Origin of the sequence: Vibrio bivalvicida (genome assembly GCF_001399455.2) — a bacterium.
GTDB classification, from domain to species: Bacteria; Pseudomonadota; Gammaproteobacteria; order Enterobacterales; family Vibrionaceae; genus Vibrio; species Vibrio bivalvicida.
Map to the genome: position 1 here is coordinate 203,813 of NZ_LLEI02000021.1, position 14,629 is coordinate 218,441.

Annotated in this window: 12 protein-coding genes; all 12 read right to left on the minus strand. The window is 46.2% G+C overall.

What is annotated here, in order from left to right:
- Nucleotides 1-72: 72 nt before the first annotated feature.
- Nucleotides 73-285, minus strand: coding sequence for a transcription antiterminator/RNA stability regulator CspE (gene cspE / locus APB76_RS06200; protein WP_004744614.1), 213 nt, complete (start codon nucleotides 283-285; stop codon nucleotides 73-75).
- A gap of 500 nt (nucleotides 286-785) precedes the next feature.
- Complete coding sequence (locus tag APB76_RS06205; protein WP_054961093.1) at nucleotides 786-3,392, minus strand: cellulose-binding domain-containing protein; 2,607 nt, start codon at nucleotides 3,390-3,392, stop codon at nucleotides 786-788.
- Nucleotides 3,393-3,789: 397 nt separating this feature from the next.
- On the minus strand, nucleotides 3,790-5,013 hold the full coding sequence (locus APB76_RS06210; RefSeq protein WP_054961092.1) for a beta-ketoacyl-ACP synthase: 1,224 nt from the start codon (nucleotides 5,011-5,013) through the stop codon (nucleotides 3,790-3,792).
- Nucleotides 5,010-5,735, minus strand: coding sequence for a 3-ketoacyl-ACP reductase FabG2 (locus APB76_RS06215; RefSeq protein WP_054961091.1), 726 nt, complete (start codon nucleotides 5,733-5,735; stop codon nucleotides 5,010-5,012). Before APB76_RS06215 ends, APB76_RS06210 begins: the two co-directional genes overlap by 4 nt.
- Nucleotides 5,732-6,196: a hotdog family protein gene (locus tag APB76_RS06220; RefSeq protein ID WP_054961090.1), complete on the minus strand. Its 465-nt coding sequence runs from the start codon at nucleotides 6,194-6,196 to the stop codon at nucleotides 5,732-5,734. The genes APB76_RS06215 and APB76_RS06220 overlap by 4 nt, the downstream gene beginning before the upstream one ends.
- Nucleotides 6,189-7,376 (minus strand): beta-ketoacyl-[acyl-carrier-protein] synthase family protein, encoded by a 1,188-nt coding sequence (locus APB76_RS06225; RefSeq protein WP_054961089.1) that lies wholly within the window; start codon nucleotides 7,374-7,376, stop codon nucleotides 6,189-6,191. The genes APB76_RS06220 and APB76_RS06225 overlap by 8 nt, the downstream gene beginning before the upstream one ends.
- A gap of 21 nt (nucleotides 7,377-7,397) precedes the next feature.
- Nucleotides 7,398-8,009, minus strand: coding sequence for a DUF3261 domain-containing protein (locus APB76_RS06230; protein WP_054961088.1), 612 nt, complete (start codon nucleotides 8,007-8,009; stop codon nucleotides 7,398-7,400).
- A complete protein-coding gene (locus APB76_RS06235; RefSeq protein WP_054961087.1) occupies nucleotides 8,006-10,357 on the minus strand; it encodes an MMPL family transporter in 2,352 nt (783 codons plus the stop codon). Before APB76_RS06235 ends, APB76_RS06230 begins: the two co-directional genes overlap by 4 nt.
- Nucleotides 10,329-10,937 carry a LolA family protein gene (locus APB76_RS06240; RefSeq protein WP_054961086.1) on the minus strand — a complete coding sequence of 203 codons (609 nt, stop codon included), beginning with the start codon at nucleotides 10,935-10,937 and terminating at the stop codon, nucleotides 10,329-10,331. Before APB76_RS06240 ends, APB76_RS06235 begins: the two co-directional genes overlap by 29 nt.
- The gene (locus tag APB76_RS06245; RefSeq protein WP_049844672.1) at nucleotides 10,934-11,383 is read right to left on the minus strand and encodes an acyl-CoA thioesterase; all 450 of its coding nucleotides are present in this window, start codon (nucleotides 11,381-11,383) and stop codon (nucleotides 10,934-10,936) included. The genes APB76_RS06240 and APB76_RS06245 overlap by 4 nt, the downstream gene beginning before the upstream one ends.
- Nucleotides 11,383-12,936, minus strand: a complete 1,554-nt coding sequence (locus APB76_RS06250; protein WP_049844673.1) for an HAL/PAL/TAL family ammonia-lyase — start codon at nucleotides 12,934-12,936, stop codon at nucleotides 11,383-11,385. Before APB76_RS06250 ends, APB76_RS06245 begins: the two co-directional genes overlap by 1 nt.
- A complete protein-coding gene (locus APB76_RS06255; RefSeq protein WP_054961225.1) occupies nucleotides 12,917-14,629 on the minus strand; it encodes a glycosyltransferase family 2 protein in 1,713 nt (570 codons plus the stop codon). The genes APB76_RS06250 and APB76_RS06255 overlap by 20 nt, the downstream gene beginning before the upstream one ends.

A 14,629-nucleotide genomic window follows, 5' to 3' on the forward strand; every position in this document is an offset into this window, starting at 1 on the left:
TTAGGTAATAAAAAACCAGCCACTAGGGCTGGTTTTTTGAATCTTATAATTGACGTTGAAGTCAATCTAAAATTAAGCTGGAACTACGTTAGCAGCTTGTGGGCCTTTTTGGCCTTGTTCAACTTCAAAAGAAACCTGTTGGCCTTCTTTTAGAGTTTTGAAACCTTCAGAAGCGATTGCACGGAAGTGAACGAATACGTCAGCACCGCCGTTTTCAGGAGTGATGAAACCGAAGCCTTTCTCTTCGTTGAACCATTTTACGATACCAGTAGTTTTGTTAGACATGATGTCTTCCTTATGTAAGTTAAGTTAATCTTCTATATGCACTGAAAATTTGAACTAATTAATGTAACGATGAAGCTAAGGGAAACCTAAGGATAACAACGGTAACGCGGTTTACTAAGAATTTACTTTCGACTTGCTGTTTCACTAATAACTCTGAATTGCAGAGCACGTAGATAGTACCTGAACTCTGGGCTTTGTAAAGGTTTATTATACTGGTAGGGCAACTTTCGTAGCAGATTGTTCAAATTTTATAGAAAAGCCCGCAATAAAACGGCTCTATATTGTTAGATTTCACCTTTACCAGCTTTGCGAGTAGCTTCTTGAGCCGAGGTGATTTTGAATAGAACCCCCACCATTACCTAAATTCGTTCTTTATCACTTCCTTATTTATCAAAGGTGAGCTGATTAAGTGCTTTAATAGTAACAATTTTAAGCTTATCTTGAAAAAGCAAAAGCTCCCGAAGAGTGGGAGCTTTTTTCATTATTACAACAATGAAAGATTATTGAGGATTTAGACCCAGAGTTTGCAACACAAGCTTGAAGTTGTCCTGACGTTCTTTAACCGCGTGAACTTCACCACTTACCGGACAATGACTATCAGGACAGCCACGGTTTACGATGCCTGAGACTGCGTCGATAAACTCAGTGCCTTGTAGGCCACCGTCAACGTATTTCTTCAGCTCGGTATGGTAGTTCCATTGTGCGTAAGGCCCACCTTCATCATTGTAGGTTTGTACTGAACTCACCCAGTAGAATAGACCAGCAATCCATTTAATTTCTCGGTTTTCTTCTGAGCTACAAATTAAGCCAGGGTTAGAACAGAAGTCGAGATCAGCATAAAGAGGGTTCGCAGGAGGTGCTTCAACCACAACACCATTCACTGTAGTTCCTACGGTATCTGGGTCAACATGAGAGCGCCCCATGAAGTGGTTTAGCGTACCGAAGTTTTGGCGACCTGTAGTTTGAATCACACCACGGCCCCACCAACCACAACCTTCGACAGTTCCGTTAGTGTCGCTACCATCCCAGATGAATTTACCGGCTTTCTGACCTTCGTAGACTTTACACTCACCACGTTCCCAAACTTGCTTAGAGGTGTCTACGCTGGTAGGGACTTCCATACAGTGACCGTCGTTTGTCCACCGGCCAACGTTACCGTTAACCAGTAAACCTTTCTCTGCAAGTACGGAGTCTGGTGCTGCGAAAACAGGCGCTGGAGCACCGTACCATTTCGCATTGGTTAGTGCAGTGACTTCCATCTTCGGATCGCGAGGGCACGAGTAAGGATGGTCAATGCCCGTAACCGGGTCTTTACCATAATCGGCGTATTTCTGACCTAGCTGACCACAACTCGCTGTCATCGGGTAGTTAACCGGAGCGCCGTACCTCACCTCGGACCAGTTGTTTTCATCACAAGCATTGTAGCGAATGGTTTCTTGCATACTTTGCGCTAAGAATGCGGCAATGGCGACTTTTGCGTAAACTGAGTTCGTCGCATCGTTAGCATTGTCATCCAATAGCCAGAAGGTGTTACCAGCGACACCGACATTGTGCATCGAGTTAAGACCTGCTAAGAAGTCATTCCATTTGTATACCGTAGATGGTGCCCATTGTGCTTGAGCCACTTCATAAAGGAAGGCTTGGTTGTTCATTGCATTTTCAGCACTTGCCAACTCAGCATTCAATGAGGTGATTCGAGTGAGTGGTCCATTCTTCACGCTTTCGCCAACGTAATACAAAGGTACGGTCGCAGTCTGGTAACGAGCGATCTTAGTATTTAGGTCAGCACTGTCTGTATCAAATAAAATCGCAAAAATGTTGCTGTGTGCAGCTTTGCGAATATGGCGGTCACCAGAGTTATTGCCTAAGAAGTAGGTGGAAGCCTGAGCGGTTGGAATCGAAGAAAGTAGCACCGGTGTTTTGATATGGTCAGACACTTGTTTAACGTATTCTAGCGCATAGTGCCATTGCTCATTTGTGAGCGCAGCCGTTGAAGCGGATTTAGTAAAGGCAACAAAATCGGCCTTGTTGAGAGAGTCTGCTTTGTACAGTTCGAAACTCGCCAACAGGTCTGAAGACGCGCCAGAAGCGGCGTTCCATACGGCTCGTTTACCTGAATGAGTGTTGTAAGCAAAATCACCAATGCTCAATGTCCAACCGAATGTCGCCTGCGGTGCCAGCGCTGAAATGACAAGGTTATGAGCTTGCGCCCATCCTTTAACATCATCCGTAAGCGCATTGATCGCGTTAATATCAATTTGGCTTTGGGTGCCAGTAGCGTCTACTGCTGCAGTTAGTGCTTGTTTGACCGCAACAGTACCAAGGGCTGCACCTTTATCGGCTGTTGCTGTGTCTAACACATCGCTGTTAATAATTATTGAAGTCGAGCCAGCAAGGTCTGCCACTTGAATCAAGGCCACGAAGGCGTCAGTCAGTTTGGTAATACTTGCAAGGTCTTGACTATTGACTGCACCAATGGTCAGGGTAGATGGTGCATCTAAACTCGCAGGGCTTGCGACCACAAAGTTACTTGGCCAGCCGCTGACTTCGAGCCGAACTGGGTCCATGGGGTTTGGCAGTTGCAGTGCAGTTGTTCCACCAGAAGAGTTATTGTCACAGTCTAGGTGGTGTCCCCAGCTGCTGTCACTACCTGGAATGGAAGATGTCCACCAGTTTGCTTTGTAAGCGACATTTTCATTGACCATGATATCACCGCCAGTGGCATGATTTCCTTGTGTCCAATTTGGGTACACGTTGAATTCAGCGCAGGCATCACCAACTGGGCCTGGTGTAGGGTCCGGTGTTGGATCGGGAGTTGGATCAGGCGTTGGGTCTGGTGTCGGATCTGGAGTAGGGTCAGGGTCAGGCTCTGGCTCTGGTGTAGTCCCGCTGACCAGTTTCCATGGAGAATCCCATTCATTGGCGTAGTTATCGGTAGGGCTTTGTCCTGCATTAACCCACCATTTTGCTTCGTAGGTATTGCCCCCAACGGTCACTTGACTGCCACCGGAGTAGGTCTTCGTTGCATCGTAAGGCTCTGCAGCGTATAGGCTGCCACTTAAAACAATACACGCTAACGAAGCCGCTAACTTGCTTATTCTAAACATAATTGTTCCTTTCTACTCGTTATTTTATTATTTCCGTTTCACGTTCAAACGCTTATAAATTGCGTATGGTCAGATAAATAATTACCTAAAAATAAGTTAGCAATTCTTGAAAGGGATATGTGGAAAATCGGTTGTATTAAGAGCTTTATGCGGCTGAAATCACGAGATAATGAGTAATTCTTTGTATGTTACTTAATTGTTAAAAATAACTTGTGAGATTGCTTCAGGTTTGGATGTTAGCTAAGTTTTACTAGCAGATACTGTGCGCAAGTGCATAAAATTATTAGAGAAACGAGAAACGAGAAACGAGAAACGAGAAACGAGAATAGGGAGAATGAAATGAGGGGAGAAGTCAGCCAAGTCACGGTTGGACTTGGCTGAGAAAGAGACCTTAGGGCTAGATCTTCTTAAAGATAATTGATGTGTTAATGCCACCAAAAGCAAAGTTATTGCTCATCAGGTATTCCACCTCAAGTTCGCGACCGTTACCAGTTATATAGTCGAGGTTACCACACAGCTCATCTAAAGAATCTAGATTGAGTGTTGGGCTAAACCAGCCTGTGTGCATCATTTCGAGACTCAACCATGCTTCAATGGCTCCACAAGCACCAAGAGTATGGCCGAAGTAACTCTTAAGTGAACTGATTGGCACTTTACCTAGTGCATTCGCGGTGGCGTTACTTTCAGCGATATCACCACGATCCGTCGCAGTACCATGCGCTGAAACATAGCCGATTTTCTCCGGTTCGATTCCCGCATCTTGCAGCGCCATCTCCATACAAATCTGCATGGTTTCCATCTGTGGTTGGGTTACATGAGCGGCATCGCAGTTGCTGGCAAAGCCAATTATTTCAGCATAGATCTTTGCGCCACGTGCTTTAGCATGCTCATACTCTTCAAGAACTAATGTACCAGCCCCTTCACCAATCACTAGGCCATCACGATGAGTATCGTATGGGCGAGGAGTACTTTTGGGAGTGTCGTTCTTTAAGCTGGTGGCAAATAGGGTATCAAAGACAGCAGATTCAGTCGGGCACAGTTCTTCACCGCCACCAGCCACCATCACCGTTTGGTAGCCATGTTTAATCGCTTCGTAGGCATAACCAATTGCTTGGCTACCCGAAGTACATGCGCTGCTGGTTGGAATGACACGGCCTTTCAATCCAAAGAACAGCCCAACGTTGACTGCTGCGGTGTGTGGCATCATTTGAACATAGGTGGTTGCTGTGATGGCTCTGGTTGATTTCTCATTAAGCATCACGCCAAATGCACCAACCGCGTCGGTACTACCCGTAGATGATCCATATGCTATGCCAGTTTGACCATTGGTCAGGATATCTGCCCCTAACAAACCAGCTTGATCTAGGGCATTTTCTGTCGCCACGGTCGCCAAGCGAGAAACACGACCCATACCACGCACTTGTTTGCGTTTGTAATGTTTTGGTATTTCAAAGTCATCGACAGGGGCGGCGAGTTTTGTGTTTAAACCATCGTACTGCTCGTAAGATGGCATATATTGTGTGGCGTTTTCACAGGCTCTAAGCTTTGGCTCAACCGTTTGCCAGTCGTTACCAAATGCAGTAACACCCGACATACCCGTAACTACGACGCGGCGGCTCATATTAAACCTCCATTAACTGAGATTACTTGGCGAGTCACATAGCCAGCAATGTCAGACATCAAGTAGCTCACCAGACCTGCGACTTCTTCAGGCTCACCCATGCGGCGGAGCGGAATTTGTGGCATTGCGTGCTCTTTGACGTGGGTATCGACCATGCCTGTATCAATCAGGCCAGGAGCGACACAGTTTACAGTGATCTTACGTTTAGCAAGCTCTAGTGCAAGAGATTTAGTTGCACCAATAACGCCCGCTTTTGCTGCGCTGTAGTTGGTTTGTCCACGGTTACCCATTAGACCAGATACCGAAGCGAGAGTGACGATTCGTCCACCTTTTCGCTTTTGTACCATAGGCATTACACATGGGTGAAGTACGTTGTAGAAGCTATCTAGGTTGGTATGGATGACACCATCCCACTCTTCTTCAGTCATGGCTGGAAAAGCGGTATCGCGTGTGATCCCTGCGTTATTTACTACGCCATAGTATGCGCCATATTCTGCGATGTCGACTTCTAGCTTAGTCCGACATGTTTCGCGATCACTGATATCAAATTGAATTAGACGGCCAGTACCACCGTTAGCTTCGATAGTGTCTAATGTTTCCTGAGCGCCTTGCTGGTCACCCATGTAGTGGACTGCAATGGAAAATCCATCTTTAGCCAATTGAATGGCGATGGCTTTACCGATGCCTTTACTTGCACCTGTCACTAAAACTCGTCGGGTCATTGTTGACTCCTGATTTTCATTTCTTTTAATTTTTGTTCGGATGGTACGTAAACATTTAACTGACAGCTAGCAACTATCTTCTGTTCGAACTCGATACGGGCTGTAAATACGGCCATACCATTGTCTTCCATCATTTTCTCTGCGTATACATCAAGTACCTGACCTTGTGCGAAATGGTCACAGTGAGACGTGTAACGGCGACTACCTAGAAGAAAACCTATAGGAGGCTTTTGCTCTTGCCGCATGGCATGATAACCAGACCAAGCCGCTACCGATTGCGCCATAAACTCAATCCCGACATAGGCAGGAATGCTTTTTGACTTTAAGTTGAAGAAAGGGTTCTTGGCACCAATATCCACCTGACAGTGAATGGTTTCTTGTTGTATGTCTAGCGCACGATCAATAAGTATCATGGGCTCATCGTGGGGCAGCAACTGCCCAATAGCAGGATAGTTAGTCATGGGTATAACCAAAAATGAGACTAATGTTATTACCACCAAATGCAAAAGAGTTACTTAAAATGGCTTTGCCTTGCAGTTTCGTTGGTGCTTCAACCAGTGAAACATTGATGTCATCTGCTTTGTTTTGGCAATGCTGAATGGGGAGTGGTAAATCGTGTACTAAAATATGCCACGCAATCGCGGCTTCGGTAGCGCTTGCTGCGCCAAGCGTATGACCTGTAAACGGCTTGGTTGAGCTGACAGAAACCTTGTTACCAAACAGCCGATAAATGGCTTTGCTTTCCATGCTGTCGTTGAGTTGGGTAGCTGTACCGTGCGCATTAATGTAACCAATGTCAGCAGTGGTTAACCCTGCGTTATCCAATGCTTTTTGCATGGCTTGCTCTGCGCCAATTCCTTCTGGATGAGGGGCAGAGATATGGTGAGCGTCTGAACTATCACCTGCGCCAAGCAATGCCACTTTTGACGGTTTTTTACTGAGCAGCATTAGAGCGGCCGATTCGCCGATATTGATGCCGTCACGAGAGTCGCTAAAGGGCTGACATAGATTCTTAGATAGGGCCTCTAAGCCGTTAAAGCCGTTCAATGTTAGTCGGCAAATGGTATCGACACCACCAACAATGACTGCATCGGCGAGTCCACTGTTGAGAAGGCGCTGAGCAGTAATGAATACCCGACCACTAGAAGAACAAGCGGTAGAAATCGCGTAACAAGGGCCTGTAATACCGAAATAAGTGGCGATAAAGTCACTGGCGTTGCCAAGTTCTTGCTTACGATAATGGTAAGTGTCAGGAAAGTCGCCACTAATTAACTTCTGTTGGTAGGCTGTTTCGCCATCAGCAATCCCCGATGTGCTAGTGCCGATAATCACTGCAACTCTTGATGCACCATATTCGCCAATAACTTGTTTTACAGACTCTTCGATCTGCTTAAGGGCGGATAATGCAAGCTGATTATTGCGTGTATTGAAGGCTTGTAAGTGTGTGGGAATTTCGGGCAGCGATTGTGCTATACGACCGACAACCGTCGAGGACTTAGTATTGAGTATATCGTCATCTCGCACCATGTTAGATGTGGATTGATCGGACAGGCATTGATGAATCTGAGAGGCCTCAGATCCCATTGCAGAATGAAAACCGCAGTCTTGGATAAAAATGGGTTTTGAAACTTGTGTCAACATGATGGCTATCTATGGAGTTGTCTAAGCTTTACTAAATTGAAGCGTTTTAATCTTAATAGTGTAGTTTTCGATTAAGTGATGGAACAAGATATCTCCGCTTAACCTATCTGTGTTGCTATATTGGATGTCGATGACCTTTTCACCACGGCTATCGACAATAGCTCTGGAATTATTACTATCAATTATTTGCCACCTTACCTCATTTAGTGAGGCTTCCCAAGCAGAAACAGGCCACAGCGTGATCATCAGGTTAAATAGTACCTGTTCAGGTGCGGGTAGTACGCTACCTAAACCACTTAAAATATCGGTTGTTATTTCATCATCTTGATAACTAACGGATAAAATGCGTGTCCCCCAAGATGAAAAACCCGCTAACACCAGTTTGTTGTCACTGACTTGCAATTGAACGGGCAGTTGCTCTGATTGGCTTTGTTCATCGCTGTTCCATGTTGCTTCAATCAGTTGACTGGCCGTTAGTGAATAACCCAAGTCGCTTGGTGCTGGTAAGTCAACTTTTTCCTGCTTGGTAATTTGCACACTTGGCGTGGTTGATTGTGGTGTTGAGCTACAGGCACTCACGGCCAAGCCAAGCAATATGGTTAATAGCGTTTGGGCTAGAAAACGTGACTTCATGATGGTTTCCTTTCTTCAATTGCCAAAGGGGACAGCAACCAAGCAACGAAAATACCGCTCAACACAGTGATGCCAAAACTATGAATGGCGTGCGTCTGGCTAAGTGAAAGCAAGCCAAACGAGAGCAATGTGGTCATCGCCGAGAGTGTAATTGCCAGTAATGTACTTTGGCTACGCGCTTTTTCAGCAAAAAACAGTGTGTAGTCGATGCCAATCCCAATAATGAGAATAAGTGCGAGTAAATTGAACAGATTCAGTGTGGAGCCTACGGCTGAAGCGGTCGCTAAACCCGCAACGCAAGCAACTAAGCAAGGCATTAATATCTTTATTGATTGCTTGAGGCCGTAACGTTGCATTAGTAACAGCGAAATGACGGCAAGCGCAATAACGACCAGCTCCATCACCTTGACTCTATAGTTGGCAAATAAGTCTGAGATTTCTTCTGCTTTGTCGAGGTAGCTAATATCAGAGTGGGCCTCAGTAAATGCTTTGATCTGTTTGGGTTGCGACAACTCACTCAGGACGACGACACTGGCCACTTTATCTTCCACCTGACCAATATAAAGAAAACGGACGGGTTCAGATACCGTATACGTCAGGTATTCTTGTAAGGACACAAGCGATAATGGCGCAGTTAAGCTTGGTGGCTGCGCTAGCTTGAGTGTATTGCTAAGAAGCGTACCTTGCTGTTGATATAAAGTCTTAATCAGCTGATAGTTTTGCTCTTGGCGAGCGGTTGAACTCAGGTATTGGCTTAGGCTCTGATGGCCTTGAATCACACCTTCATGCTGCCATGATTCTAGCTGTGGTTCTAAAGATTCGAGGCGCTGTAATAACGCTTCATCATTTTGAGCCGTAACAACGAGCATTTGTTGCGATGATTGTAGCCCACTGAGCTTAGAGATGAACTCCTCTTGCTGTTTTAGTCTTTCAGGCATAGCTTGTAGTTGCCTGATATCATCGTCGTAGTGCAAGCTTGTCAGAGGTAAAACAGCAATGGTTAAGCATGCTAAGGGCACCCCGTACTTCACTACAGGCTGTGTCCATAGCGCGAGCCATCTATGCCAAAACCATTGTCCTGGTAGTTTTCTATCCGCGCTGTGTTTAACGGCCAAAACAGGGTACCAAGCCACTACGGTTGCGTAGGCGGCGACCAAGCCGATCGAAGAGAACAGAGCCAGCTGTTGCAACCCCGGGAAAGGAGCTATTAGCATCCCAAGATAGCCAATTAGACTCGTGATCAGTCCTAGGGTGATGGCTATAAAAATGTGTTGAAGACCTTTGTGGCTGTCCCACTTGCGACCCGCGGCAAGACGTTCAGTGAGGTAGTGGAAAGCATAGTCGATGGAAACCCCAATCAAGCTTGCGCCAAAGACCAAGCTAAATAGGTGTACACGACCAAAGATCCAAGTGGTCAGAGCTAGTGCCGACAAAAGGCCGACGCCAATTGAGAGTAGTGCGAGGGAAAGTGGTGCTGTACTACGAAATACTCCGACGACTAAGATGATTACTCCAAGTAAGGAAAATAGGCCGATAGTACTGATTTCTGATTTCGCGCTTTGAGTGCCAAACTGGGCATAAAACAGCACCCCAGTATGTTGGGTTTTGGCATTAAACTGTTCTGATAATGTACGTTCAATTGATTCAATCTCTGCGACACCTTGTTGTGCTGTCAGGCTATAGGGTGAGTCTTTCAAAGTTGCACTAACGAGAACATATTTTTGTCCTTCGAATTCTGTTGCGAGAAAGCCTTGCTCAAGGTGAAAAGCTGAGCTGAGCTGAGTTAACTCAGAGAGATAGTCACGAAACAGCAAAAACGGGTCGCTGGATAACTCCTGGCCAGTAACACCGGAAAATGGATTATAAAGAGACTGAAGTACATACTGTACTTGCGCTTGTGGTTGGTTTGCTAATCTATCGCGTTGTTCAGAGGTCAGTTGCTGGTACCTGCGGTCAAAATAATAGCTTGCCCACTGGCTCTGTTGCGTGGCACTAACCTTTCCTGAGACCATATTAAATAGCCCCGTCTGGGTGAGAGAACGCTCTAAATGGCTCGCGGCAGCGAAGGCGGAGTCAGCGTTGTCTGAGGTGACAACAAAGACGACTTTGTCACTTAAGTTGCTTGATACAGATTCAAAGGCTAATTCCGCGACAGGATCTTGCTGATTAATAGGCAGCAGCTTGAGGATATTCGTTTCAATCGGAGATTGGGCTGACCAGATCCACTGCTTCGCGAGCATAGTAATGAACAGCATGACTAAACCTAGCCATGCGAGTGCGATCTTTTTCGTCTTTTTTGCTTCTGCCGAGTTAGGGAGCTTAGAAGCTGAATTGCGCTTGTTCAGCATCCGTTAGGCTCTCTGGTTGATGAGTTTGATTAGAGAAAAGAATCTCGGTTTTATCACCACGAATTTCTCTTAGGGTGAGTTCATCAATGTTCTGATTTCCAACCAAGGTAATCGTTTCGAATACCGCATTCAAAGGCGCTTGCTTTGGCGTCAGCGTAATAGTCCAGTCGCCAGAGGTAACCTTGAATGCAATGTCGAACTGTTGTTGCAATGCTTGCGTATCACCGTGAAAAACAGCCAAAAACACATGACTAAAGTAAAACGCCATTGGGTTGTCATTCGCGGTGATGACTTGTGGCTCTTGCCCAGAAAACGTTTGGCGCAGTTTATCTTCCGTTAACACAAGGTTGACTGGAAATGGTACATCTTGTTGCCAAAGCAATCCTTGTTGTTTACTCAGCGTAAAGTGGCCTTGCGAACTAAGTGGCTGCTCGAACATCTCAATATGACGCAGTTGAGTAAACTCTCCGCGAACAATCGAATGTTTGGCGAGTTGATCTTGTAGTGAAACGAGATCCGTCACTTCAGCCCATGAGAGAGGGGAAACCGCCGCTAGGACAAGTAATAACCACTTTTTCATTGAGCAATATTCCCGTGCTGATGCCAACGTTCCACTTTATCAATCAGGATGTTAGGCGAGGCAAAACACATCTCTTCAGTATCCATGGTAACCGCTACTTGCATGGTGTGACCTTTACACATTCTTTGACCTGTTTTTGCATCAAAGATAACGTAGTCGATGCGTAGTCGGTTTTCCCACTCGGTCAACTTGGCAGTCACACGAATTTCGTGATTAAACGGGATCGCTTTAACATACTTAACTTGAGTACCTATGATGGGCCACATGTAGCCCGAGGCATTCATCGCCAGATAGCCGTAGTCGATCTTATCCATCATGATGCGACGTGCTTCTTCAAAAAATCGAAAGTAGTTGCCGTGATAGATCACACCCATAGGATCGGCATCTTGAAAAGAGGTGATGAGTGTCACCTCAGCTTCGAGTGGAAAGACAATCTTTTGCTCCATTATGCCTCCGGGTATAACGACCAATGGCGCTGTTGAATTAGAGCGATAAAGTGGCGTAGATCTTTCTCTAGTGGGCGATCTTCTGCAACAAATTCAAACTCGCTCAGCACAGCGTCACGAATCATTTTCAGGTTGTCACTCATATGGTGTTCATCAAGCTCATTGTGGCGGCGACGAATCTCTACCGCCTGAACACTTGCGAGCAGTGATGCGGCAGCGACTTGTTCGGTAAGTTCTAATACTCTGATACAGTCGCGTGCAGCAATCGTACCCATGCTAACTTTGTCTTGGTTGTGGCACTCGGTAGAACGAGAAAACACGCTGGCGGGCATAGTATGTTTCAGTGCTTCTGCCGTCCAAGCCGAGATACCAATCTGCACCGCTTTAAATCCGTGGTTAATTGGCTTGCGCTCACCTTCGGCACCCGTAAGGTTAAATGGTAAGCCATTATTGAACTTGTAGTCCATAAGCTGCGCCATTTGGCGGTCAAGTAAATCTGCTAGGTTGGCAATACCAGTTTTAAGCGTATCCATCGCCATCGCAATGTGACCACCATAGAAATGACCACCGTGAAGCACGCGTTCGTTATCACCATCAATGATTGGGTTGTCGTTGGCACTATTTAGCTCGTTCTCAATCATTGAACGCAACCAAGGTAGTGAATCTTGCACGACACCAATCACGTGTGGTGCACAACGTAGCGAGTAACGGTCTTGTAGACGGTCGCTATTTCGCGGCGGGCGCTCCGCCTTTAGATCGTCACGTAGCCAAGCCGCGACTCGTTGCTGGCCAGGATGAGGTTTTACGGCAAATAGAGCTTCGTCAAAGTGGAAATCGTTGCCATGCATGCCCACAGAAACCATTGCCGTAATCTTGGTACACAATTGAGCTAAATATTCAGCGCGTTTGTAAGCAAGGCAGGCTAGTGCTGTCATAACGGAAGTACCGTTCATGAGCGCTAAACCTTCTTTCGGCTTAAGGTGGATTGGCTCAATACCTAGTTGGGTGTATACGTCTGCGGTTGGGCGAACTTCGCCTTTGTAAAGTACGTCGCGCTCACCAATCAGCGCGGCTGCTAAGTACGACAGCGGAGTTAAATCACCACTTGCGCCAACGGAGCCTTCTTGAGGAATGCGTGGTGCTATGTCTTGGTTAATCAGAGTTACGATTTGGTTAAGCAAGTCATGGGTGACGCCAGATACACCTTGAGCTAGAGAGCATAGTCGAGTCGCGAGTACTGCTCTTGCTTGCTCATGAGTCAGAATTTCTCCAAGACCACAGCCGTGGAAACGAGTTAAATGCAGTGGTAGCTCATCGACTAAGCTCGGCGGAATCGCAACTGTACAAGAGTCACCATACCCTGTTGTTACCCCGTAGATGACGCCTTCTTCTTTAAGTAGACGCTCTAAAAAAGCCACACCACGATCGATCTTTGTAGTGAACTCTGGTGAGTTATTCAGGCTAGCATTGGCACCTTGGGCAATGGCAACCACATCTTCAATAGTTAGCGCTTGGGCGCCAAACTTAATGGTGTTATTTTCTTGCGTCGTCATCTTGTTGATTACTTAATGTCCAAAAATTGAAAAAATTATACCACTGCAGTGGTGCTTGCAGGGTGTAGTGTTGCAGACGGTTAGCATAGTCTTGCACCACTTTCTCTAGTGCTTGTTGACGCTCTTTGCGAGGAAGAACGATTTTGTCTCTAAACGGTTCGAAATAGACGTTAAAGTGAGGTTCGTCACTTGAGTCATCTCGAAGGCCGAACAGAAGGTAAACCGGCGCCTTGAGCACCGATGCCAACATGAATGGCCCTTGTGGGAAGGGGGCTGGTTTACCTAAAAAGTCTGCCCATACCGAGCGACTCTCTTTGCTGGTGGAAGTACGATCGCCAACAATCACCACCCACTCACCTTGTTCTATCTTTTGCTGAAGTAATATCGCAGTATCTGGCCCTAGCGAGCTGACTTGAATAAGGTTCAGTTCCGAATTGGGGTTTACGGCTTTCATGACCGTATTAAAACGCTCGGCATGTTCGGTAAATACTAAAGCATTAATTTTGATATGAGAATGGCGTCTACCCAGCGCACGGCATAGCTCAATATTGCCTAGATGGGAGCCAAGTAGCAGGACACCTTGGTTTTTGTCGACCATACCTTGGAAGTGTTCTTGGCCGTGAATCGTCAGATTGTCGACATTGAAATCACCTTTCCATGCGGCCAATTTGTCGATCATGGTATGACCAAAAGAGAGCAAATGCTGGTAGCTATCCAAGCGTTTCGGTAGCGCGATGGTGTGCTGCCTAGCGTAGCTCTGTAGCTGCTTTAGATAGAGTTCAGAAGCTTGTTTGGCTTCTTTACCAGTTAGGTGATAGTAACGCATGACAACTTTAAGGATCAGGTTAAACACCTTACGCCCAAGCAGGCTGTATACCGAAAGCATTAGCTTGATGCCAAGCAGAGTGCCTTGTTCTTGCCTTTTTGACCAGTGGGCATTTGTATTCGTGGCTAGGTTGCGGCGATGACGCGCTAACAACCGAGGTATTCTTGGTAACATACCGAAGAAAAGCCTAGTGTGCATCCAACTGATCTTAACGTTGTCCCACAATGCATCGAAGTGGGAAATACCACCTTCAGGGTATATTACGCGTGTATCAACAAAATCAATCTCGATGCCTTCCCAGTACATACGCACTAAGATCTCGATGTCGAAATCCATTCGTGTGCCAATGTCGTACTTATTGAGTACGCTAACGGTTTTCGAGACTGGATAAGCCCTAAAGCCACACATACTGTCTTTTATGGTAAAAGACAGTGTCTCGATCCAGACCCAAACATGAGTGGCGTATCGACCATACAGGCGGGATTTAGGTACACTATCGTCATAAACTGGCTGACCCGAAATTAGATGACTTGGATTCTGCTGTGAACAAGCTAGCAGCTTGGGTAGAGCCTCAATGTCGTGCTGACCGTCGGCATCGATCTGGACAACATGACTGTAGCCAAGCTCGTTGGCTTTGTGAATCCCTGCCATGACTGCACCACCTTTGCCTGAGTTTTCAACCAAGGTAACCAAAATAAGGTTATCTCGTTTGGTCAGGTGTTGCAGCGCTTGCTTGGTTTCACTGTTACTGCCGTCATCAATCACAATAAAAGGGAGCGAAAAAGGTTCGAGTGATGACACCACGGCAGCAATAGTGCTGCCATGGTTATAGCAAGGGATAAGGAAACAAGGTTGGTACTTTTCCAC